20 protein-coding genes, 1 tRNA gene, 2 pseudogenes, 1 CRISPR repeat array and 1 other annotated feature are annotated in these 24475 nt (G+C 39.0%); of the genes and pseudogenes, 12 read left to right on the forward strand and 11 right to left on the reverse strand.

Annotated elements, in window-relative coordinates; translation table 11 throughout:
- The first annotated feature begins 18 nt into the window (after positions 1-18).
- Positions 19-2046: a CRISPR direct-repeat array (repeat unit 37 nt; unit sequence ATTGCAATTTCTCTTAATCCCTATTAGGGATTGAAAC).
- Between the two features lie 69 nt (positions 2047-2115).
- A pseudogene (locus VB713_RS21580) lies at positions 2116-2687 on the forward strand (Uma2 family endonuclease).
- A 111-nt stretch (positions 2688-2798) separates the two neighbouring features.
- On the opposite strand, the gene VB713_RS21585 reads toward VB713_RS21580, so the two are convergent.
- Positions 2799-3137: an RNA-binding protein gene (locus VB713_RS21585; RefSeq protein ID WP_323313557.1), complete on the reverse strand. Its 339-nt coding sequence runs from the start codon at positions 3135-3137 to the stop codon at positions 2799-2801.
- Between the two features lie 3 nt (positions 3138-3140).
- Between VB713_RS21585 and VB713_RS21590 the strand changes: the two genes are divergently transcribed.
- Positions 3141-3371 (forward strand): hypothetical protein, encoded by a 231-nt coding sequence (locus VB713_RS21590; RefSeq protein WP_323313558.1) that lies wholly within the window; start codon positions 3141-3143, stop codon positions 3369-3371.
- 165 nt (positions 3372-3536) lie between these two features.
- Here VB713_RS21590 and VB713_RS21595 read toward each other — a convergent pair whose 3' ends face one another.
- Complete coding sequence (locus VB713_RS21595; RefSeq protein ID WP_323313559.1) at positions 3537-4079, reverse strand: phycobiliprotein lyase; 543 nt, start codon at positions 4077-4079, stop codon at positions 3537-3539.
- A gap of 587 nt (positions 4080-4666) precedes the next feature.
- Here VB713_RS21595 and VB713_RS21600 point away from each other — a divergent pair.
- Both VB713_RS21600 and VB713_RS21605 read left to right on the forward strand, forming a co-directional pair.
- Positions 4667-6007 carry an efflux RND transporter periplasmic adaptor subunit gene (locus VB713_RS21600; protein WP_323313560.1) on the forward strand — a complete coding sequence of 447 codons (1341 nt, stop codon included), beginning with the start codon at positions 4667-4669 and terminating at the stop codon, positions 6005-6007.
- 66 nt (positions 6008-6073) lie between these two features.
- Positions 6074-9289, forward strand: coding sequence for an efflux RND transporter permease subunit (locus tag VB713_RS21605; protein WP_323313561.1), 3216 nt, complete (start codon positions 6074-6076; stop codon positions 9287-9289).
- A gap of 87 nt (positions 9290-9376) precedes the next feature.
- Here the strand turns inward: VB713_RS21605 and VB713_RS21610 are convergent, their stop codons facing one another.
- Together VB713_RS21610 and VB713_RS21615 are read right to left on the reverse strand one after the other, a co-directional pair.
- Positions 9377-10444 (reverse strand): glycosyltransferase family 4 protein, encoded by a 1068-nt coding sequence (locus VB713_RS21610; RefSeq protein WP_323313562.1) that lies wholly within the window; start codon positions 10442-10444, stop codon positions 9377-9379.
- A 482-nt stretch (positions 10445-10926) separates the two neighbouring features.
- Entirely contained in the window at positions 10927-11865 is a 939-nt protein-coding gene (locus VB713_RS21615) for a glycosyltransferase family 2 protein (RefSeq protein ID WP_323313563.1), read from the reverse strand.
- A gap of 249 nt (positions 11866-12114) precedes the next feature.
- Here VB713_RS21615 and rplS point away from each other — a divergent pair, with 249 nt between their 5' ends.
- From rplS to rplL, 8 genes are all read left to right on the forward strand, one after another.
- Positions 12115-12477 carry a 50S ribosomal protein L19 gene (rplS, locus tag VB713_RS21620; RefSeq protein WP_323313564.1) on the forward strand — a complete coding sequence of 121 codons (363 nt, stop codon included), beginning with the start codon at positions 12115-12117 and terminating at the stop codon, positions 12475-12477.
- Between the two features lie 151 nt (positions 12478-12628).
- Positions 12629-12701, forward strand: a tRNA-Trp gene (locus VB713_RS21625).
- Positions 12702-12888: 187 nt separating this feature from the next.
- Entirely contained in the window at positions 12889-13110 is a 222-nt protein-coding gene (secE, locus tag VB713_RS21630) for a preprotein translocase subunit SecE (protein WP_013190422.1), read from the forward strand.
- Positions 13110-13739: a transcription termination/antitermination protein NusG gene (gene nusG, locus VB713_RS21635; protein ID WP_323313565.1), complete on the forward strand. Its 630-nt coding sequence runs from the start codon at positions 13110-13112 to the stop codon at positions 13737-13739. The genes secE and nusG overlap by 1 nt, the downstream gene beginning before the upstream one ends.
- 6 nt (positions 13740-13745) lie before the next feature.
- Positions 13746-14171 carry a 50S ribosomal protein L11 gene (gene rplK, locus VB713_RS21640; RefSeq protein ID WP_015214693.1) on the forward strand — a complete coding sequence of 142 codons (426 nt, stop codon included), beginning with the start codon at positions 13746-13748 and terminating at the stop codon, positions 14169-14171.
- 128 nt (positions 14172-14299) lie between these two features.
- Complete coding sequence (gene rplA / locus VB713_RS21645) at positions 14300-15016, forward strand: 50S ribosomal protein L1 (RefSeq protein ID WP_323313566.1); 717 nt, start codon at positions 14300-14302, stop codon at positions 15014-15016.
- Positions 15017-15085: 69 nt separating this feature from the next.
- Positions 15086-15253: a sequence feature (ribosomal protein L10 leader region), on the forward strand.
- 104 nt (positions 15254-15357) lie between these two features.
- Entirely contained in the window at positions 15358-15933 is a 576-nt protein-coding gene (gene rplJ / locus VB713_RS21650; protein ID WP_323313567.1) for a 50S ribosomal protein L10, read from the forward strand.
- 82 nt (positions 15934-16015) lie between these two features.
- Positions 16016-16405 carry a 50S ribosomal protein L7/L12 gene (rplL, locus tag VB713_RS21655; protein ID WP_323313568.1) on the forward strand — a complete coding sequence of 130 codons (390 nt, stop codon included), beginning with the start codon at positions 16016-16018 and terminating at the stop codon, positions 16403-16405.
- 256 nt (positions 16406-16661) lie between these two features.
- On the opposite strand, the gene VB713_RS21660 is transcribed toward rplL, so the two are convergent.
- The 7 genes and pseudogenes from VB713_RS21660 to VB713_RS21690 form a co-directional block, all read right to left on the reverse strand.
- Positions 16662-18461: a protein kinase domain-containing protein gene (locus tag VB713_RS21660; RefSeq protein ID WP_323313569.1), complete on the reverse strand. Its 1800-nt coding sequence runs from the start codon at positions 18459-18461 to the stop codon at positions 16662-16664.
- 348 nt (positions 18462-18809) lie between these two features.
- A complete protein-coding gene (locus VB713_RS21665; protein WP_323313570.1) occupies positions 18810-19115 on the reverse strand; it encodes an SH3 domain-containing protein in 306 nt (101 codons plus the stop codon).
- Between the two features lie 113 nt (positions 19116-19228).
- A complete protein-coding gene (locus tag VB713_RS21670; RefSeq protein ID WP_323313571.1) occupies positions 19229-20746 on the reverse strand; it encodes a serine/threonine-protein kinase in 1518 nt (505 codons plus the stop codon).
- Between the two features lie 28 nt (positions 20747-20774).
- On the reverse strand, positions 20775-21395 hold the full coding sequence (locus VB713_RS21675) for a 2OG-Fe(II) oxygenase (RefSeq protein ID WP_323313572.1): 621 nt from the start codon (positions 21393-21395) through the stop codon (positions 20775-20777).
- A gap of 187 nt (positions 21396-21582) precedes the next feature.
- Positions 21583-22455, reverse strand: a complete 873-nt coding sequence (locus VB713_RS21680; protein ID WP_323313573.1) for a fructosamine kinase family protein — start codon at positions 22453-22455, stop codon at positions 21583-21585.
- An 81-nt stretch (positions 22456-22536) separates the two neighbouring features.
- Entirely contained in the window at positions 22537-23814 is a 1278-nt protein-coding gene (locus VB713_RS21685) for a pitrilysin family protein (RefSeq protein ID WP_323313574.1), read from the reverse strand.
- Between the two features lie 350 nt (positions 23815-24164).
- Positions 24165-24475: pseudogene (locus tag VB713_RS21690) on the reverse strand (hypothetical protein); the annotation flags it as partial.

Consider the following 24475-nt stretch of genomic DNA (forward strand, 5'->3'; position numbering starts at 1 on the left):
AAGCAAATTGTATGCAACATTGCAATTTCTCTTAATCCCTATTAGGGATTGAAACTCTGCAAGTTCTTCTGTTGGTTCTGCCGTTGCCATTGCAATTTCTCTTAATCCCTATTAGGGATTGAAACTAGTCCCTACCAATGTGCAAAAGGCGATTGATGATAATTGCAATTTCTCTTAATCCCTATTAGGGATTGAAACTTTTACTCTCAAATTCTTGAATATGTTCGGCAGTTTGGTGATTGCAATTTCTCTTAATCCCTATTAGGGATTGAAACAATTAGCTGAATGGTGGCTTGAATTTAAACAAGAAAATTGCAATTTCTCTTAATCCCTATTAGGGATTGAAACCTACAGTATGCCAACGACCGTGAGAAGCAAATTGTATGCAACATTGCAATTTCTCTTAATCCCTATTAGGGATTGAAACATTAACTGTGTACAGCTAGTTGACTGTTAATAAATTCTAATTGCAATTTCTCTTAATCCCTATTAGGGATTGAAACTCTGTGTGCTTGTTACCCTTAAAATCAACGTATTCCAGGGGCATTGCAATTTCTCTTAATCCCTATTAGGGATTGAAACTTTGCGCCTACTATCATATCTAGTAAGTTGGCGATTGCAATTTCTCTTAATCCCTATTAGGGATTGAAACAAATTACACTTTTTCACCGTCTCAGGTTTGTTACATTGCAATTTCTCTTAATCCCTATTAGGGATTGAAACTTATGCAAGCTAACTACCGTTTAAAACGGGTTACGAATTGCAATTTCTCTTAATCCCTATTAGGGATTGAAACCCTACACCTTGCATAGCAAGATTCATTAATAAACCGAAATTGCAATTTCTCTTAATCCCTATTAGGGATTGAAACTCTCAGATTGGGCTTTTGATAATTGGTTGCAACCCCTAATTGCAATTTCTCTTAATCCCTATTAGGGATTGAAACTAGACGGTTTAACTCAGGTTACTCTATTAGCGTGGTTAATTGCAATTTCTCTTAATCCCTATTAGGGATTGAAACTTGAATCTTTCGAGTGGCGAAATAGTCATTAACATTGCAATTTCTCTTAATCCCTATTAGGGATTGAAACCATGAAAGATTTCACATCTGGCAAGTATGGCGCTGATTGCAATTTCTCTTAATCCCTATTAGGGATTGAAACGTTTAATATTGTTTCAGCCTCTCTATAAGCAAAATCTATTGCAATTTCTCTTAATCCCTATTAGGGATTGAAACTCGGAATTTCTGGAAATTTAAAAGGTGGTAGTTTGATTGCAATTTCTCTTAATCCCTATTAGGGATTGAAACATTAAGTCAGACCATGAACAGGAATTGATGAAGGGAATTGCAATTTCTCTTAATCCCTATTAGGGATTGAAACTGGTAGTAGTGGATCTTTCTAAGGTTATGGTCATATTGCAATTTCTCTTAATCCCTATTAGGGATTGAAACACGTGATTAGTGGCAGCAAAAGTTGGCTGTCCAGTAGTTGAATTGCAATTTCTCTTAATCCCTATTAGGGATTGAAACACTTACTAGTTTTTGACCAATAAAGTACTCATATCCGATTGCAATTTCTCTTAATCCCTATTAGGGATTGAAACCACGCTTATATGCCACTAGATGATTATAGTACTCCAGTATTGCAATTTCTCTTAATCCCTATTAGGGATTGAAACTGTCGTAAACTCCAAAAGCAGTATCAACACCAGATAATTGCAATTTCTCTTAATCCCTATTAGGGATTGAAACGTCGGGCATTGTGGCAGTGGGTTTTCTCCTCTGTCGATTGCAATTTCTCTTAATCCCTATTAGGGATTGAAACTTATATATCACCCCGGAGATGAGCAAAAACCAAATTAAATTGCAATTTCTCTTAATCCCTATTAGGGATTGAAACAATTTTAACGCTGCTAATTGGGAGAGTATTTTAAATATTGCAATTTCTCTTAATCCCTATTAGGGATTGAAACCACTGAACATATACAAAACGACCCAGCGTAACCAAATTGCAATTTCTCTTAATCCCTATTAGGGATTGAAACATATAATATTTTTATAGGTCTGTTGATTCTGAAAATTTTAACCCAGAACAATTGCACTAATAAACTCAAATGAATACCGTTACCTTAAACTTAGATCCTATTATTCACCTTACAAATGATCAGTTTTACCAACTCTGTACTGATAATAAAGACTTAAACCTAGAACTAACCGCAACAGGACAACTAATAATTATCCCAGGTTCAGGAGGAGAAAGCGGCCGTAATGAAGCTGATCTAAATTTTAAAGTAGGTAATTGGAATTACCAAACACAATTAGGAATAGTATTTAGTTCCTCAACCATATTCCGACTTCCCAATGGTGCGAAACGTTCACCTGATGTTGTGATGTAGCTTGGATAAAATTAGAACGCTGGGAAGCATTAACAGCGGAAGAACGGGAAAAATTTCCCCCACTCACACCAGATTTTATAATTGAACTGAGATCAAAAACAGACAGATTGAAAACCCTGCAAGAAAAGATGCAGGAATATATAGATAATGGTTTGCGTTTAGGTTGGTTAATTAATCCCCAAGACAAACAAACAGAAATTTACCGACTCGGAAAACCTGTAGAAATCGTTCAACTTCCCGCGCTACTTTCTGGAGAAGATGTTTTACCAGGATTTGAATTACAGCTTTAAAATTAAATTGAAAATTAAAAACCAAAAAAATAACCCACCCCGCAGCCGGAATAGGTTACTTTTATTTAACGCAATTTAACGGTTTGGCCGATAGAGCGTCGTAGTTGCTACTTAGTAGCGACCACCGCCGCCGCCACGGCCGCCGCCACCGCCGCCACCGTATCCACCACGTCCGCCGCCGCCACCGCCGAAGGAACCACCACGGTCTTCTTTGGGCTTGGCTTTATTAACTTTCAAGTCGCGACCCATCCATTCAGCACCATCAAGTGCTTCGATAGCCGCTGTTTCTTCTGCTTCTGTACCCATCTCTACGAAAGCAAAACCGCGTACACGGCCTGTTTCACGGTCAGTGGGGATCTGAACACGCTTTACAGAACCATATTCTGCAAAGACTTGTGTTAAAGCATCCTGTGTAACTTCGTAAGAAAGATTACCTACGTAAACCGACATATTATGTCTCCAAAATCACGGGTTTGTAGAGATTTAGATTTCGGAGAGCAGTCTGTAAATACCACAAGTGGAAAGCCTGTCAATACTAACAACAAAACACTAATCGCCGAATTAATTCTCTCCACAATCATTACATATAAACCGGCTTTTTGGGTGAAAATTTCACAAAATTTTTATAAATTTTTTTATCAGCCCTTGCAAACTGCTGACTGGCTGGTATTTCAACCCACCTGATGAGTGGTGAAGACAAGCCTAGCCAGCATAGAGAAATAGAACGTTCCCGCTAAATTATCCATTGATTTCCCTATATGTTCCCATTTTAGCGGAGGCCAAGGATTTTATGCCTGGTTGCAGAATGAGGTTATTAACTTGCAACCAATTGGCTGAAAATGATGACACTTAACACTCGATCCGCTTTTCCAAGTATTGCCCAATCATCAATTGCTCACCAGCACGGGAAATTATACTCTGTCTGGTGCGGTATTTATTACCAATGAGTTTAATTTCTTCCTCAAAGACTGAGTTGTTGTACTCAGTTCGCAAACACATGGTTTGGGAATTGGGGAAATAAAATTGAGCGGTGACTGGTTTAGTTGTAGCAAAACCGCGATCGCGATACAAGATATTTCCCAACACGCCAAACACTGTCATCCCAGTCGATTCTTTGCTGGCTTTGTGTATATTAGTGCTTTCCCAAGTGACTTTAGCACCACAAGTCAAAATCTCTAAATTTGGCAAATCATGTAACTGAGCCAGTTTTTGCAATTCATCTTCCCCCTGTTCTAAAAACCGGATGGTAATCATACTCACCATCTCTTGAGTTTCTCCTTGGGGTAGGGTGTAATAGCGCCGTTCAGATCGCCAATCACCTACTGATGCTAGGAAAAACTCTGCAATCTCCTGTTGATCAGCAGTTTGGATAATTTTCAGCGGTGATGTCACTTATTACCTTCCTCATCTAAACAGTGAATTAAGTTGCTTTCGTGCCTGTATTTTTTCTGCACCGTAAGTCCATAACCTTGTGATGAATCTGGACTTATATTATGATGGCAATAAAGGCAATAATTGTTTACTATTTGTAATGTTTACACAAAACACTCAAAAATACTAGTCCTTGAGACACATTTCGGCTCAGCCGCTAGGAATGGTAAAACCGCTTACTAATACAAATACAAAGAAAGGCGTAAACCTTACTCCTGTTAGGTCAGCGTGGCAAAAGCAATAGTTTGAGATTCTTGTTTTTTTCATCCCACATACTCAAACCATGACTAATTACCTATTACCTTTTGCTGACAAAATCTTTATACTTATTTTATAGTTTCTGAGATCATTAGAAATTACATCTATATCCTCTGGATATAGTAAAAATTCTGTCAGTTTTATTTAGTAAAAAAAGTAATTGGGGATACATAAATAGCATGAAAAAGCTAAATTTTTATCGCTATTTTTTTTCATTCGTATCTATTAAAAATTACTTGTTAAGAAACTGCGATTTGAGTGCAAACACTCCCTAAATTGGAGAAAGATTCATGATTTTGGACGGAAATAAGTCAGAAAAACAGGTGAAAATCCCAACTTCTCTAGTTGCCAGCCCAGTCATGAATGGCCATAGTTTATTAGTATTCTGTGTACTGGGACTATTAACAGCAAGTTGTGGTTCATTGCCAAAAGAATCAGCTGAAGCGCAATCTAGGCAACCTGGTGGTAGAGAAAGAGCTAACAATGAAACTGCTGTAGATGTAGCGATCGCTCAGACCGACTTATTGAGCGCCCCAGCCGAATATATAGGTAACACCACAGCATTTCGGATAGTTTCCGTGCGATCGCAAGTAGAAGGAAGACTACTAGCATTAAACCTAGATGTCGGGGATACAGTCCAAAAAGGACAAATCATCAGCCAGTTAGATGATGTTCTCCTCAGAACAGAATTACAAAGAGCCGAAGCAGAACTAGCAGCCCGTAAATCAGAAGTAGCCAGGGCGATGACACAGGTAAGTAATGCAAACGCCGAAGTAGAAAAAGCGCGTCTAGAAGTAGTACAAGCCAAAGCAGATTCCCAAAGACAACAAAAATTATTGAAAGAAGGCGCAATTTCCGAACAAGTCGCCCAACAAGCTCAAACCACAGCTAAAACCGCAGCCCAAGCCCTACAAGCCACCCTTGAACAAGTTAGAACCGAAAAACAAGCCGTTGCTGCTGCCCAAGGAATAGTATTTGCCCAGCAAGCCGCAGTTTCAGCCGCCACAGAACGCCGTTCCTACGCCCGTTTAATCTCCCCAATTACTGGCATAGTCACAGAAAAAGTCACAGAACCAGGTAATCTCCTCCAACCAGGTAACGAAGTCTTAAAAATTGGTGACTTTAGTCGGATTAAAGTCGTAGTCCAAGTGTCTGAATTAGAACTAGGAAAAATTCAGGTTGGACAATCTGTAAAAGTGCGACTGGATGCTTTTCCGGAAACAAATATCATGGGTAGAGTTACTCGCATTTCTCCAACAGCCGATAGTACAGCCCGTTTAATACCAATAGAAGTAGTAATTCCCAATAGCGGTGGAAAAATTGGTAGCGGACTACTAGCGCGAGTCAATTTTACTTCTGGGACACCACAGCGCGTCATCGTGCCACAAACAGCAATTAATGGTTCTCAAAGACAAAAACAACCAGCAGACAACAGCGGCAAAATATTTATTCTTGACAAAACAGACGGTAAACCCAAGGTTAAAGCACGAACTGTCACCTTAGGGAAAACAAGTGACGGGAAAGTAGAAATTATTTCTGGCTTACAACCAGGAGAAAATTATGTTGTTCGCAGTAGTCAGCCATTAAAAGATGGTGCAGTTGTGAAGTTATCAGTTTTATCAGAGAAATAACAACTTCAGTAATTGGTAATTGGGTTTTCATGCAAACCCCACATCCTACATCCGAGATTTAAAAAAATGCAAACAACAAATACTAACAACGGCTTTAGTATCAGTGCTATTTCTATTCGCCAACACATTGGCACACTCATGCTCACCTTAGCTGTGATTGTCATGGGAGTATTTTTTATTATTCGTTTACCTGTGGATTTACTTCCATCTATCACTTATCCTCGGATTGGTGTCAGGATAGAAGCTCCAGGAATTTCCCCAGACGTAGCAGTTGATGAAGTTACCAAACCTTTAGAAGAGGCTTTTTCTGCGACTGAAGGCGTAATTCAGGTTTTTTCTCAAACCCGTGAAGGTCGAATTAGTGTGGATTTGTACTTTCAACCGGGAGGAAATATTGACCAAGCTCTCAATGATGCCTCAGCCTCTTTTAACCGAGCCAGAAATCAATTACCAGATAATATTCAAGAAGCACGATTATTTAAAGTTGATCCTTCCCAGTTACCTGTTTATGAATTTGCAATTACTTCACCCACTCTTAAAGGTGTTGATTTAAGAGTTTTTGCCGAAGAAGAACTAGCCCGTGAATTGGGTGTAGTAGATGGAGTTGCAGGGGTAGATGTATCGGGAGGAGTCAAGGAAGAAGTTAGGGTCAATGTTGATTTAAATCGTCTCCAAGCCATTGGTGTGGGTTTGACAGATGTACTCAACGAACTGCAAAACCGCAATCAAGATGTTTCTGGTGGTCGGATTTTAGGCACAAATTCAGAAGCTTTAACCCGGACTGTAGGACGCTTTCAAAGTGCCGATGAACTTAATAATCTTTCCTTTGAAGTATCTGCACCCAACTCTACTATCAAAAATCGTGTTTACTTACGAGATTTTGCTGAAGTTATTGATGGCTCAGAACAACAACGAGTATATGTTTTACTCAACGGCGAAGAGTCCGTAAAAGTCAGCATTCAAAAACAGTCAGATGCTAATACCGTTAAAGTTGTTGATGGGGTTAAAAAACGTTTAGCAGAATTACAAAAAGTGGGTGTGATTCCTCCAGAAGCCAGTCTCACAGCTACTTTAGACGAATCAAAATTTATCCGTAATTCTATAACTAATGTGACTATTTCCGGGTTAATTGGCTCAGGTTTAGCAGCGATCGCAGTTTTACTCTTTTTAGGTTCTCTCCGTCAAACCTTTATTATTGTTGTCGCCATTCCCCTAGCATCTTTGACAGCGATTATTTTCATGGGTTTATTTGGCTTATCACTGAATGTCTTTAGCTTGGGTGGTTTAGCGTTAGGCGTGGGAATTGTGGTTGATAATTCCATTGTCATGTTAGAAAACATAGCTGAGGGAATTAATCAAACAAAAATTCGCAATCAAGGGTCAAAATTATCCCCTGCGTCAATTATTCAACAATCTGAAGTAAGCAGCCGAGAAGTAGAATCAGCTTTAGTTGCTTCCACCAGTACTAATTTAGTGGCAGTATTGCCATTTTTATTGATTGGTGGTTTTATTTCCTTACTCTTCAACGAGTTAATTCTCACCATCAGCTTTTCCGTAGCGGCCTCAATTCTCATCGCCGTTACCGTTGTTCCCATGCTGACATCGCGGTTATTAAGTTTACCCGTTTCTAGTTCCCTAAATAATTTTTGGCCATTGCGGGTATTTAATAGCCGTTTCGAGGCAGCAACAAGAGCTTATAGCAGTTTTTTAAGTGGGATATTGCGCTGGAGATTATTAACAATTGCGATCGCTATTATTCTATTTGGTGGTGGTAGTTTCTGGATAGCTCCCCAACTTCCCCAAGAAATTCTTCCCCGCATTAATACCGGACAAGTAAGCTTATTCGCCCAGTTTCCCCCTGGTACACCTTTAGAAACCAACCAAAAAGTTATGAATGCTGTCGATGACATTCTTCGTCAACAGCCGGAAACAGAATATGTATTTTCTACAGTTGGTGGTTTTCTCTTTGGTAACAATAGCACTGCTAACCCTCTGCGAAGTTCCAGCACCATTACCCTCAAACCAGACACAGATATAGACAATTATGTGGAACGTGTTACTAAAGAGTTTAGCAAGCTGAACTTAGTAGATATTCGTCTCCGTCTCTCTCCTGGTCAAGTGCGGGGTTTAATTCTCAACAACTCCCCTCTCCGCAATGCTGATGTTGATATCATTCTCCAAGGAAATGACTCAGACACTTTAGAACAAGTTGGTAATGAGTTATTAGCAACTTTAGAAGAAAAAGTCACCTCAGTTCGCTTCCGTCCTGATGCAGATCCACGTCAACCAGAAATTCAAATTTTACCCGACTGGGAACGAGTTGCCAAAGTTGGTTTGAATACCAAAGAGATTGGAGACACAATCCAAACGGCAATTGAAGGCAGTATACCCACCCAGCTACAACGCAATAACCGCTTAGTTGATGTCCGGGTGCAGTTGAACGAAGCTGCGGTTAAATCAACTTCTCAGTTAGAAAGATTACCTCTATTTGTGGAAGGTAATCAACAAATTCGCTTGAGTGATGTCGCCAAAATTACCACAGGTCAAGCACCAGGAGAAATTCAGCGGATTAATCAGCGTCAAGTTTTCCTGATTGCGGGTAATTTGGCAGAAGGAGCAAGCTTGAGTCAAGCACTAGATCAGGTAAATCAAGTCCTCAACAGTGTAAATTGGCCTCAAGGAGTGAGTATTTTACCCAGTACGGCAGCTGAATCTAATCAACAACTACAAAAATCGCTACAACTATTAGGGGGATTAGCTATCTTCTTGGTCTTTGTTGTCATGGCTGTCCAATACAATTCCCTCGTAGACCCTTTAGTAATTTTGTTTACTATCCCGCTGGCATTAGCTGGTGGTATTTTTGGTCTGTATCTGACTGAAACTGCCGTTGGTGCAACAGTAGTTGTCGGTGCGGTCTTGCTAGTAGGTATTGTGGTTAACAACGCCATTATTATGGTGGAACTAGCTAATCAAATTCGAGAACGAGAACACATTGACCGCAAAACTGCAATTTTAAAAGCTGCACCCCAACGTTTACGCCCAATTTTGATGACTACAATTACCACTGTTTTAGGTATGTTTCCCCTGGCTTTGGGAATTGGCGAAGGTTCAGAATTTCTGCAACCACTGGGTGTCGTGGTATTTTCTGGTTTGTCTTTAGCAACACTGCTAACCCTGTTTATAATTCCCTGTTTTTATACGTTGTTACACGATTTAATCGGTGGACGTTGGGCGAAACCCATATTTATCAGGTTGCGGATTTGGAAAAGAAAGTATCAGTAATATATAGCAATCAAACAAACACTGTAGAGACATGGAACGTCTCTACAAGGGTTACAGATAAATTTCACAAGATGTCTAGTAACGAGTTCATAACTCACCACTTACCAATTCTCTATAAACTGCCATTGTTTCCTGATGTACACGGGCAATATTTAGAGACTCTAAATTTTCCTGTGACCGATGTTTCCAAGTTTGGAGAATATCCGGGTTTATTAAGAGATTAACCAATGCCTCAGCTAAAGCTTGACTGTTTTTAGTTGGTACTAAAACCCCAGCTTCTCCATGATCTAAGGCTTCGGGGATGCCGTCTACCTGTGTAGCAATAATGGCAGCACCTGCTTCTCTCGCTTCTGAAAGTACGAGGGGACACGGATCACGGTGAGAGGCAAGAACGAAAATATCGCAAGATAGTAAGTAGCTTTGGGGTTCTGATTGAAATCCTTCAAAATGGATGCGATCGCTCACAGAAGTTGTTTGGGCTTGCGCTGCAAACATTTCTCTATCGGGACCATTCCCTACTAGATAAAGATGCGCTGTGGGGAAATCCTGGGCAATTTGCTCAAAAGCAGCAATTAATTCAGTGATACCTTTACGTTTATACATCCCGGCCACAGTTGCGATCGCAGGATGTTGTAAATTTAAAGGTTGATAATCTGATATTTTTCGAGTACGCGGACTACCTAAAGTCCCATTGCGGACTACTCTCAGTTTATGTTGCGGAATACCACGTCGCACCATTGAACTTTGCACTGACTTGCTGACAGCAATTACCCTTTCAGCTAAACCCATCAGTACACTAGCACGCTGAAATTCATTATGTACTGTAGAGACTAAAGCATACTTATTTCTGAATCTCAAACTATATGCTAAAACCAAGCCTGTCATCATATGGGCATGAACAATATCGGGCTGAAATTCTTGTACAATTGCTCGATAAGCCACTGCTGCTTTTATTATATTTACTGGCTGGCGACTTTGGTCTATTTGGTAGTGTCTAACACCAAATTTATGCAATAGTTTTTCATACGCTCCCCCACCGGAAATTATTGCTACCTCATCACCATTTTTTGCCTGCAAACACGCAAGATCAACGGCGACATTCACAATCCCATTACCTATTTCTTGAACATGGTTCAATATATGTATGATTCGCATAACCTTTTAAAAGGCTTAATTTTAATTTTACAGTTATTTAAATAAAATAGAAGGAAATTAATTCTCCTTCCAAGAGGTTGTTTGAAAAGTTTTTCCTGTGGTATTTAACACTTGTAGATCCCCCCTTAAAAAAGGAGACTTTGATGAATTTAGCTCTCCTTAGAAAGAGGGTTAGGGGATCTGAAAATATGTGATACACAATGAGAGAATTTTCAAATGTCCTCTAAGCATCCTTATATCTTATTCTTCATAAGTTTTATGTTATTATAGTTTCTATTTCTGCTCTATCATATACAAGATTATTTATATTTCTTCTGTTCCTATATGAATATTTTTTGTTAGCTTTAATTGTCACCTGTAAATAAATAAACTTTCATTTACAGAATCAATAATCAGCAATTAAATTACCATCAGTATGTTTTTATTCACAGTATATTGAATTCAAAAAATACACCCATAATTGAATTGTAAAACTTACTAAGTTACATCAAAGGTATTTGGCGAATTGAATCATTTTTAAATTTGAAATGACGCATAAACATAACTGATAGTAGAATTCTCCAAGCCTGAAAAGACAAGATGCTTAAATCTAGTAGTGGTAATAAATTTCTAAAATTTCTTTGCTTGATTGCTACCAAAATCCAATGCAATTTTAAGTATTTCTGTATATCTTGAAAATCAGGTATTTTAGAGCGATGCTGTTCATCTACTAATGTGTAAATCTTCTGCTTCATCAGAATATTTGTCGCTAATCGTTGAGATAAAGAAATTTTTTGATTATACGCACCAGTCCAAATAGTACGATAGGCAAGACATTGATTTAGGAAAATAGCATCGCCAAACTGGGCAATGTGAATCCATGAATCAATATCATCGCAGTTAGTATTAAGTGTAGAGTCCCAACCATGTGTTTTCATAAAAGCATCACGTCGACAAGCTACCTGGGCAGGTGTGCCAAAAGGTACAAGTTCTAGCAGCATACCGTAATGAATATCTGCTTGCGGAATATAGCACGCTGAATTACTCCCATATGGTCGAGTGCGACTGAGTTCTACTTCTTTGCTATCTACTTGAGCTGCAATACAAGAACATATGACAGCATGGGGATGGATAGAAATAGCTTTTTCTATTTCTTCTAGACAATTGGGTGCTAAGTAATCATCATCATCCAAAAACTTAATCCATTCACCGTTAGCTTTTGCTATACCAGCATTTACAGATGCAGCATGACCCTGGTTAACTGGGTTACGATGGTAAACTATACTATTTCCTAGGCTTTTAATAAAAACACCTGTGTCATCAGATGAGCAGTCGTCCACAACAACTACCTCGCAATCAATCGTCTGGTTCAGCGCCGAGTAAATCGCTCTTTTTAGCAGATGTAGACGGTTATAAGTGCTGATGAGAATGGTAAATTTCATAAAAAATACTGAACTGAATTCAGAAATACAACAGATATTGTGATGTCAATAGTATAAATTAGCTCTAAATTAGCTCTACTTTATTTAGTGTTCCCAATTAAAAAGCCAAAATTGACCTCTATTTTAGAAAATTTAGCTACTCAGTGTTTTCAATACAAAAAATCAACAATCTCGAATATCTGGACTGTCAGGGGGTTATGGATTTATGATTGATGATTGTGGGTTTTTTTCAGAAATAATAGATAAATTATGAACGCTCAAGAGATTATCCGCTCTATTGAAGCGGAACAGCTAAAATCAGATATACCCATCATTTATGTGGGTGATACTGTTCGGGTAGGAGTCAAAATTAAAGAAGGTGAAAAATACCGTATCCAACCCTATGAAGGGGTGGTAATTGGTAAGCGCAACGGTGGAATTAATGAAACAATCACCGTCCGTAAAGTTTTCCAAGGCGTGGGAGTTGAGCGAGTATTTTTGCTGCATTCCCCCAGAATTGAAAACATCAAAGTCCTCCGCCGTGGTAGAGTACGACGCGCTAAACTATATTATCTACGCGATCGCGTTGGTAAAGCAACCCGAATTAAGCAACGGTTTGACCGCGCCTTGTGATCCATTCTTGCCAAACTTAGGCGAGAAATCTCAACCTGCAAGCGGCATCTGCCGCTAACTTGCATCTCAAACAAAAATAGGTTATAATCAAAGTCGAAATTGCGTTAAACTAAAAAAGTTCAGCGCAATGACTGAAACAAAGACAGCTTGTGCGCTCTTAGTTCAGTTGGTAGAACGCAGGTCTCCAAAACCTGATGTCGGGGGTTCAAGTCCTCCAGGGCGCGCTCAAAAGCAAAAAATATTGCCCGAAGCAAAAACGCATCTGTTGAACAAGCAGTCAGCGTTGATTATTTCGGGTATAATTATTTTTTACTTGCAGCTTTTTTGTTTCCACAGAAATGGGTCGAAGCTGTAAACCTTAGCGAAAAATAGCAAGGTGTAGCTATGTAAGAAACGGGGGGAATAACGACCGTGGCCAAAAAAAATGAAGCAGAAATGCCAGAAACCGGAAATGGGTTCAGCTTAAACAACTTCTTCCAAGGAACAAAAGAAGAACTTGAGAAAGTAGTTTGGCCTAGTCGGAAGCAGTTGGTGAGTGAATCAGCAGCTGTATTGTTAATGGTGACACTCTCCGCATCTTTGATATATTTGGTCGATGGATTGTTTGCTTGGGCAGCAAAACAGGTATTCTGATGACTTCTGCAACAGATGAACCACGCAACACTTTGCAGTCAGAGGAAGCGCTAGAAACAGCGCATAAGGAAGCACGCTGGTATGCAGTGCAAGTAGCCTCAGGCTGTGAAAAACGCGTGAAGACAAACTTAGAACAGCGCATCCAAACTTTTGATGTAGCTGATAAAATCATCCAAGTGGAGATTCCTCACACACCGACGGTGAAAATCCGTAAGGATGGTAAACGCCAGCCAGCAGAGGAAAAAGTATTCCCTGGTTACGTGTTGGTGCGAATGTTGATGAATGATGATACTTGGCAGGTGGTACGTAACACCTCCCACGTGATTAATTTCGTGGGAGCAGAACAAAAACGTGGCACAGGTAAAGGTCGCGGTCACGTCAAACCATTACCCCTGAGTCATTTAGAAGTTGAACGCATCTTCAAACAAACCAGTGAACAAGAACCGATAGTCAAAATTGATATGGCTACAGGTGATAAGATAATGGTGCTTTCTGGTCCATTTAAGGACTTTGAAGGAGAGGTGATTGAAGTTTCGCCAGAACGGAGTAAGCTCAAAGCTCTACTCTCGATTTTCGGAAGGGATACACCAGTAGAATTGGAATTTAATCAGGTAGAAAAACAGAGCTAAATCCAAATGGCGAAGAAAGTAGTAGCGGTCATTAAACTGGCCCTGAATGCTGGAAAAGCCAACCCAGCACCGCCAGTAGGCCCAGCATTGGGTCAACACGGCGTTAACATCATGATGTTTTGCAAAGAGTACAACGCCAAAACAGCAGACCAAGCTGGAATGGTAATACCTGTAGAAATTTCGGTTTTTGAAGACCGGAGCTTTACATTTGTACTCAAAACACCACCAGCATCAGTATTGATTCGCAAGGCAGCGAAAATAGAAAGAGGCTCTAATGAACCCAACAAAAAGAAAGTTGGGAGCATCACCAGAGTGCAATTGCGGGAAATTGCTCAAACCAAACTTCCTGACCTCAATGCCAATGATATTGATGCGGCAATGAATATTGTGGAAGGAACAGCCAAAAACATGGGTGTTACCATCACAGACTAAGAACTTAAGAAATTTTGAGTTTTGAACACTGGGTTAATAATTAGACTCAATCCAAAATCCAAAATTTAAAATCCAAAATTGTATCGGGGGAGAGGCTAAAAACTTCGGAATTACCCCAGGAGAAAAAAATGGGCAAGAAATTATCACGGCGCTTGCAGGCATTGCAAGACAAGGTTGAAGATAGGGACTACTCACCAGTAGAAGCGTTAGCTCTGTTGAAAGAAACAGCAACAGCTAAATTCGCAGAAGCAGTGGAAGCTCATATCAGACTAGGAATTGACCCCAAGTATACAGACCAACAGTTGCGGACAACTGTGGCACTGCCAAAAGGAACAGGACAAATTGTCCGAGTGGCAGTTATTGCTAGAGGTGAAAAAGTTACAGAAGCAACCAACGCTGGTGCTGATATAGCTGGTTCAGAAGAACTGATTGAAGATATTCAAAAAGGGATGATGGACTTCGACAAGCTAATTGCCACACCAGATGTAATGCCCATGGTGGCAAAACTGGGTAAGTTGCTTGGACCTCGTGGTTTGATGCCATCACCTAAAGGTGGAACAGTAACATTTGACGTAGCAAGTGCGATCGCTGAATTCAAAGCTGGTAAATTAGAATTCCGTGCTGATCGGACTGGGATTGTCCATGTTATGTTTGGTAAGGCAACTTTTGCGCCTGAAGATTTGTTAGTCAACCTCAAAGCTCTGCAAGAGACAATTGACCGTAATCGTCCTTCAGGAGCTAAAGGTCGTTACTGGCGTACATTGTATGTGTCCGCGACTATGGGACCATCCATTAGAATAGATATCAGCGCTCTACGAGATTTAAAACTGACCGAAGCTGCATAATTTGGTAATGGGTAATTGGTAATAGGTAATAGCTGAAATATTATCACCAATTACTAATAACCAACGACCACAATTTAATAAGCAAAGCCGGAGACAGCAGGTGCTAATAGCTTAATATCCTGCCGAGGTTACTACTTTCATGGCCTAAAGTTTGACAAAAACAGTTTAACAACTGTGCCATTACAAAGTACTACTGTGAAACCCCGGCAAATGTAGCTGGGGTTTGTTGTTTTCGGTTGGTCAGGATAGAAGGTTACACGTTAAAGGTGACAGTGAAAAGAGAACATAAATAACTCAATCACTAATCACTATAAGATTTTGCCCTTGGAGGTGAAACTATTATGGGTAGAACGTTAGAAAACAAAAAAGAGATTGTAGCTGACCTTAAAGTTTCTTTGAGTGAGTCAACTTTAGCACTGGTAATTGATTATCAGGGTCTGACAGTTGCCGAAATCACTGACTTAAGACGGCGGTTACGTCCTAGCGGCACTGTTTGTAAGGTGACAAAAAACACCTTTATGGGCATTGCCATTCAAGACGAAGAAAAATGGCAGCCTTTGTCAGAACTGCTTCAAGGTGCTTCCGCCTTTTTGCTAGTTAAAGAAGATTTTTCATCGGCAATTAAGACTTACCAAGAGTTCCAAAAAGTTACCAAGAAGACAGAACTTCGTGGTGGCGTTATGGACGGTCGCTTGCTAAAAGAAACTGATGTCAAGGCTTTAGGAGACTTGCCATCTAAGGAACAACTCATGGCGCAAATTGCTGGAGCTATCAACGCTTTGGCTACCAAAGTCGCTGTGGGTATCAACGAAGTTCCCAGTTCTTTGGCTCGCGCTTTGCAAGCTGTTGCCGAGAAAGAAGAAGGTAGTAGTACTGAAAGTCCTGCCGAAAGTGCTGCTGAAAGTACAGCCGAATAGAGTTTTTCATTAGTTTATAGATCATTATCAAAACTAATGACTAATAACTAACAACTAATCAAACATTACGGAGTTTATATCAATGTCTGCTGCAACCGAACAAATTTTAGAACAATTGAAATCATTGACTTTGCTGGAAGCTTCTGAATTAGTTAAGCAAATTGAAGAAGCTTTTGGTGTAAGTGCTGCTCCAGCCGCTGGTGGAATGATGATGATGGCTGCTCCCGGTGCTGCTGCTGCTGAAGTAGTAGAAGAAAAAACCGAATTTGATGCAGTTCTAGAATCAGTTCCAGCTGATAAGAAGATTGCTGTGCTGAAGATTGTCCGTGAAATCACAGGTTTAGGTCTGAAAGAAGCTAAGGACTTAGTAGAAGCTGCTCCTAAAGCAATTAAGGAAGCTGTCACTAAGGAAGCTGCTGAGGATATCAAGAAGCGTGTTGAAGAAGCTGGCGGTAAGGTAGCAATCAAGTAATTTGTAATTCAATTATGAATTAGTATTTTTATGTAAGGAGTCTCATTGAGGCTCCTTTTTTTTATTAATAAATGTCTGAATCAGGATAGCCAGGATTTAAGGATGTATAGGATGAAGAAAGTCTAGTGAAATTAACTAAATTAAATCCGACGATGATAAATGTCTGAATCAGGATAACCAGGATTTAAGGATGTACAGGATGAAGAAAGTCTAGTGAAATTAACTAAATTAAATCCTATAAATCCTGATTCAAAATTTAACACTGTTTGGCTGAGGAGGGATTTACAAAATCATGTAAGTCTTCATCCCAAATACTAATATAAATAAAATCACAGCTTTGCCGCACAATTTGACCTTTAACAGAACCCTGAGTAAAACTAAAGTCATCTGATTGACGTTGTTGTATTTGTTGTAGTCCTTGTTGAATTTCTGCCGATGCTTGTCCGCCTAGCATTCCATTCAATGTAGACTGCATGACTTGGGGATCTACTGTTTGAGCAAAAGATGCCTCAGTTTGGCGTAGTCTTCCAGATTTACGGTCAAATAAGTAACCTAGATCAATTTGCTTAGGTACTACCTGATAAGTTACAGCGCGAGTATTACCCCATGCGCCTTTTAAATCTTTATTTTTACCAAGAGTTTGTTCTACGGTGTCTCTGGATGTACCTGTAGGAAAGGCGGGAATACTTTGGCTGATATTAGTAGTATTTAATTGCTCACGTGATTTCTTTTTTTTCTTATCTGGCTTGTTCTGAGCATCTGAAAATACCTCTGTTGTGGGAACTACATCTGGTTGCTGTTGATTGTCTATTTCTACTTGTGGTGTTGATGAGATGGGGAGTGTAGGAGTATTTTCAATCACAGGCTCTTGATCTGGTGCTGGTGTAACTGCTGTAGAAGAATTGGATTCTGATAAAGACTGAGCAGGAGTGGGTGTAACAGAAGTTTGGGGTAGGGTATTGGCAGTTTGTGTTTCTGTATTGACAGTTGATGTAGATGGCTGTTGACGAGTAATACTAGAAATTGCTACTGCACCAATTAAACTTCCTACTAGCATACTACCAAAAATTACAGCAGGTTTTTGCCAGATTTTGGGGCTATGAGCTTCTTTGATAACGGGAGTTTGAGTAGGTGCAGATATTGATTGGGTGGGCTGAATATTAGCAGCAGCTGGACTCAGGCTAATTGTGGCCGCAGTAGTAGGAGAGGAGGAGGAGCGAGAAATATTATTATTAGCTGATTTTAAAGCCTGGAGCATTTTATTGGCTGTTGTGTAGCGATCGCTCGTTCGTGGTTCAATTGCTTGTGTAAGTGCGATCGCTAATTCTGGAGATACACCAGAAACATATTGTTGCCAGAGTATTTGCCCTGTCTGTGGATGAGTTTCTAATTCTTGGGGTTGTTTGCCACTTAGCAAGTAAATCGCTGTCAAGCCCAAACTATAGATGTCTGTGGCGTAAACTGGACGGCCGATAGCTTGTTCACTCGGCATATACCCAGGTGTGCCTATGACAATGGATTGTACAGGATTTGCCCCAGGATTGATAACAGTACGGATAGTTTCTTTAACAGCACCAAAATCAATCAAAACTGGTTTGTGATCTTGGGAACGCAGAATAATATTATCTGGTTTAATATCTCGATGAATAATACCCTTGTTGTGGACATAATCTAAAACCGGCAGCAAGCTTAAGAGAATTTCTCTGACAGTTGTTTCCGCTACAGATCCTTTAGCTGCCAACATCTGACTGAGGGTTTGGCCATGAATCCATTCTTGAACAAGGTAAAATTGCCCATTTTCAGAAAAATAAGCGTAAAGTTTAGGAATTTGGCCGCTACTTTCACCCAGATACTCCAAAATAGCCGCTTCCCTTTCAAACCGCTGTTGAATAAGTTGATAGGTTTGTGGATCATTACTAATTGGTTTAAGTTGCTTAATTACACAGCGACGACGAGAAGGCATATGGGTATCTTCTGCGAGGAAGGTTTCCCCAAACCCACCAGCACCGAGTACTTGGATAACTTGATAGCGATTATTGAGCAGTGTTTGTGTCATGAAAGGTTGAGATGCGATATCCTTTCCAAATGTATATCAGATACTTTGACGATGTAGGGATGAGATGTATCTTGGTGATCTACTATTTTGCATAAATAAATTTTGTAAATATTAGCTGTGCTAATGCTTTTTCTACCTTTTCCATGATTGCGTTATGATTCCATTTATAATGTAGTTAGGCAAAAATATTTATACATTCTGAAAATATCAAATCCTTGTCATTGCGTTCGCGTAGCGTCTCTTACAGAAAAGGAACGAAGCAATCTCAATATATATTTAATTTTGCACAACCAATTAATAAGTTGAGATTTAGCTTCATCACTTTAGTCTTTTTATCAAAATATGCAATCAGCGGTTATAGCAGCTAATAAATTCTCTAAATGCCCAACCCCAAATTCTCTGCTTGCCATTGTGATACCCAGCTATTTTAGCCCAAGGTCTTCTTGTATTGTCATAAGCTATTTCCAGAATGTAAACTTCCTTCCCATTTTTCAATTTATTTATAATTCGACCATTAGGAATATCTCTAATATTCAGAGGAGTACCAGTAGGGTCTGTTACTTGACAAACTTTTTCAGCTTTTGCAGGTAAAATCAAAATATTAATACTACTCAATAAAACTAAAGAAGCTGCTAAACAATTCCACCGTTTCATAAACTTGTATTTTCCTAACTAACACTGTACGAAGCAATTATAACTGACATTTTGTAAATCGCAAGATCATCTTTAAAAGCAATGGATAATTGATATGGCAACCACAGAAATTACTATCTCAATTTATTAAAATATACTCGATCAGGCGATATGTTAGCATCTTTACTCGCAAGCACACAATAAGCATCTGAATTAAATTGTCCATAGATTTTCAAGAAGTTGATACATTTGGTGCGATCGCTAAACTGATTTGCATATACCTCATATAGACGTTTTCCTGATAAATTTGGATAATCTGGTATCCAAAAAATGCCAGATTGATAATAACCCATCAACTGTAATTTTTTAACTTGTATATTAGCAGTTCGTAAATCTTTAAAGGCAGAATCAGCTACAAAATAAAATGAATTATTGACTATAGATTTTTCTGGTAATGAGCGATTAATTTGAGTCTGTATCGCGTCAGGCAATTGAGATAAATTCTTGTTGGATGATGCTATTTTTGGATATTCCTGACTTGCTGATGAAGATTCTACTGAATTTTTATTTGAGGAAGATACTGTTGTGTTTGTGTTGTTAGCAGATTCAACAGGTGGAGATGATTTATTAATAGCAAACCCAATAATAATAGAAACACCAATTAAACTACTAGCGATAATACTAGGTAGAATTGTTTCTCTTTTTTTGTTATTAAATGGTGAAATTATGTCCTTTTGACTAACTGTAAATGTATTCTGTAAATTATGATAAATTTTTGTTTGAGTAACTAGTGGTTGATTATTAGCTGATGTCATAGGCAAACCAACTGACTTCATCTGTAAAGCATTCAACATTTCTCTAGCAGATGCAAAGCGTTCTCTGGGATGATAAGCAATAGCTTTATCAATTACTCGTGCAAGAATAGGATTAATATTACTTGCAAAATGTCTCCAAACTATTTCCGCAGTTTGTGAATCTGTCTCTAGTTGTTGAGGTTGTCTCCCAGTTAGTAAATAAATTGCAGTTAAACCTAAACTGTATAAATCACTGGAATAAACTGGTCTTCCTGCTGCTTGTTCACTGGGCATAAATCCTGGTGTACCAATTACGATTGAGCTAGTAGGATTTCCCTGAGAATTTAATACAGTTGCCATTGATTCCCGTACCGCACCGAAATCAATTAGCACAGGTTTATTATCACGATAAGGCAGAATAATATTATCCGGCTTAATATCTCGGTGAATAATATGTTGTGAATGAATATACTCTAAAACAGGTAATATATTAACTAATAATTCCTCAATTGCGGTTTCAGCAAATAATCCTTGCCTTTGAATTTTTTCTGTTAAAGTATCTCCTTCTATCCACTCCTGAACCAAGTAAAATTCCCCTCCAGTAGAGAAGTAAGCATATAAAGTAGGAATTTGATCAGATGCACCACCAAGTGATTCTAAAATTGCTGCCTCTCGTTGGAATCTCTCTTGTACTAGTTGATAAATCTGAGGATTATTCTGAATTGGTTTTAGTTGTTTAACTACACAAAGTCGCTCTGATGGCATATTGGTATCTTTAGCGAGAAAGGTTTCACCAAAACCACCAGATCCAAGAGTGCGGATTATTTGATAACGATTGTTTAGCAGGGTTGTGTTCATAAATGGTAAGATGCAATTGCAATAATTCCTAGTAGGCGTACTTTCGTTTCTTATTTGTAGACTGACTAACCCTTGATTCTACGGTAAACTCCGGTATATCTCGTAATTCAGCCTCACTTAAATTATATTGCTCACAAACCAAACTTAAGCGATTTCCGGGAGTTTTGACTGCATTCACAGAATGGGTTAAATCACCTTGAAAGTAAACCAGGGTATTGTTTTGGGGTTTAACTTGCCCAATTTGGCGTTTAGGCGATTTTAGCAGCAATTCTCCCCCCTCCATATTTTCTGGTACTCGCACATAGAGAACACTAACAATACTGGGTGGTTCAATAGTTTTGCAATAAGAACGTAAGGAACGATCTATATGTGGATCTACACGAGAACCTTCTTTTAAGAGTAAAGGATTGAGATAAAAAGCATTACAATTTGACTGAAGTGCTATATCTAAATAAGGCTTAAAAAAGGGGAATTTTTGTTCAACAGTTTTTAATCCCTGACGTTGAAACACCACAGAAAATCCTTTGGTATTGATAAAATCGCGGTTGAGATTGTTGATAGCAAAGTAAGGACTAGCGTGAATTTCTCCCCATAAATCATTTAGATAATTATTAGGTAAAGCGTTGGTTTGTAGTTGATAGTATTTCACGTTTCGCAAATCAAAAATTTATTTATAGCGTTTCCTAGTCTAGTGAAGTACAAAATCATCTGCGTACCCTGCGGGAAGCAAGCTATATCTGCGTCCATCTGCGTTAAATTATTACAGCTTGTACCTCACTTGCATGATAATTGCTATATTTTGGTTGTGGGGAATCAAACAAACAATTTTTTTAAATTCATACATTCCGCAAAATTCGCTCAATCATCTGATTTGCTTGGGAAGCATAACCACCACCGAACAAATTAAAATGATTTAAAACATGATAAAGATTATAAAGTGTTTTCCGTTTTTCATATCCTTCATCCAAAGGAAATACTTCCTCATATCCTTGATAAAAATTTGGTGGGAAACCACCAAATAATTCTGTCATGGCAATATCAACTTCTCGATCACCAAAATAAGTTGCTGGATCAAAAATGACAGGTTCACCATCAATAGTACAACCTGCATTTCCTCCCCATAAATCACCATGTACTAGAGATGGTTGCACTTGATGATCTGCTAATAATTCTGGGATAGTACCTAATAATTTATTTTCTAGAGGAAAATTTCCACCTTTTCGTCTGGCTAATTGAAATTGATAACCTAAGCGATGTTGAATGTAGAACTCTGTCCAATTATTCAGCCAAGTATTAATTTGTGGTGTGGAACCAATAGTATTATCCATATCCCAACCAAAACCACTTTGACTGGTATTTTTGTGCATTGCTGCTAATTTGCGCCCCATTTTTGTCCAGGATTTGCTATTAGCATCTGTCATTTCTAGCCATTCCATGACGATATAGCCAGAATCACCAGTTATACCCCAACACAGAGGTTGAGGAACACGAATAGTTTCTGTGTTGTGCATCTGTTGTAAACCCAGCATTTCTGCTGCAAACATTTTTACTTGGGATGCTTGGTTAATTTTGATAAAGTAGGTTCTTTGACTATCGCTAATTGCATAACCTTGGTTAATACAGCCACCACTGACGGATAAATGTTGTGAAGATTGAAATTTTTGGCCAGTTACTTGGCTAATATGAGTATCAATTTCTTGCCAAATCATAGTTTGTGATGGGGGCGATGTAATTCGCCCTTACTTGTCAATTTTTAAGAAGAGATCATAAAGGGCGGGGAAACCCCGCCCCTACAGTGGTTTGATAACAACTACACCATAGGCATCTGGGGAAAGATAATCTTTTGCAGCTTGCATTAAGTCAGTTGCATTTTGGGATTGAATGTAATTTGGGTAATTAAATGCTGGTTCTAAATCGCCAATTAAAGATTGATAATAACCATATAAGCCGGCGCGATCGCTTGGAGTTTCATTTCCAAACACAAATCTATTGGCTACACGTCGCCGTACACGGTCGATTTCAGATTCTTTCACCAATTCTGTTTGTAATTTTCGCAGATGTTGTGCGATCGCTTCTTCTACTGCTGGTAAATCTTCTACTTCACACTTCGCCGAAACAGAAAACGCACCTTGTAACAGATGGCTCATATTACCCACAGAAATTGTACTCACCAAGCCCCGTTCTTCCCGCAAATCATACACCAGTCTGGATGTCCGTCCATGTCCTAAAATTCCTGCTAAAACATCCAGCGCATAAGTTTGATTTAGTTCCATTAACCCTGGAACTCGCCAAATCATCACTAACCTTGCTTGCTGGAGAGTTTCATCAACAAATTCTTGTCTAACAATTTCTGTAAATGCTGGTTCAGGAACAAATGTTGATTGTTGACGGTTCACCGTTGACTGTTGATTATTCTTATTCAAACCTTCAGCAACAATTTCGACCAATTCTTCCACAGGTAAATTACCTACAGCTACAGCCGTAACTGACTGGGGTTGATACCAATTAGTATGGAAATCTCGCATTTGCTGGGGTTTAAGTTGAGAAATTACATCTTCTGGCCCCAACACCGGACGACGGTAAGGTAGGGAATCAAAAGCAGTTTCCATAATCCGACGAAAAATCCGCCGCCGGGGATTATCCTCCGAACGTCTAATTTCTTCCAGAACTACCAAACGTTCCCTTTCAAAAGCTTCATCAGGAATACTGGCATTAAAAACCACATCCATTTGTAGTGGTGCTAATTCAGCAAAGTCTTGAGGAGCAGTATTTATATAGTAATGAGTGTAATCTTGGCTGGTAGCTGCATTCGTCACCGCACCCCGTTCTTCAATTCGCCTTTCAAACTCGCCACTTACCAATTGCTGTGTTCCCTTAAAAATCATATGCTCTAAAAAATGAGCCATACCGTTAATCGCATCTGACTCTACAGCAGAGCCGATTTTTACCCATAAGCTGAGATTAACGGCTTCTACCGGCATTTGCTCGGCGATGATTGTTAAACCATTGGGTAAATGGTGTAGCTTTGGAGCATTAAGGCGAGGAAATTGTAGCAATGTTGATGTCATTGGTGATGGCGGTGTGAAAGGCTAGGTTACTTCTTATATCTTACAACCCCCTTAATGCTGTAAACCTTGTAGAAACGTTTCAATTCAGATTACTAGCTTCTTAAAAAAGTCGGGGATATTGTTTTTATGATCAAAGTCCTGTTTATTTGAGACTTACTGAAAAAGCCTTTTGGTTAGGGCTAGAAGTCAGGAGTTAGGAGTCAGGAGTCAGAATTAGAAGAAGAGAAGAATAGTCTTGAATCTAGTCAAATGATAAATTTTTGGTAGTTTCAACGCTTATTTCTTGCAACTGATTCACCTTTTTAACCTTCAAACTCTTGATATATCTAAAGTTTTAGATTTATTCAGCACTACCCTTTTTCCGCTAGTTCAGCACCAGCAGTGAAAGCAGTGGCAATTTTAATAATTCTTAGCAACCTACCCGACTTATCTTTTGCATCATCCAAATTATCTCTTTGATTTTGAATTTCAATCTTAACATTATTAACTATAGCGTTATTTTCGTGATTAAAAGAATCAACTAAATTATCCATTTTGTAAGGATTCAGGATATTTGATATAGCAGGGAACAAAAGAGAAAAATATTCTTCTTTCTCCTTCTTCTTTCTCCTGACTCCTGACTCCTGACTCCTGACTCCTGACTCCTGACTCCTGACTCCTG

It is taken from the genome of Anabaena cylindrica UHCC 0172, assembly GCF_034931625.1.
In the GTDB taxonomy this organism is placed as follows: domain Bacteria; phylum Cyanobacteriota; class Cyanobacteriia; order Cyanobacteriales; family Nostocaceae; genus Anabaena; species Anabaena cylindrica_A.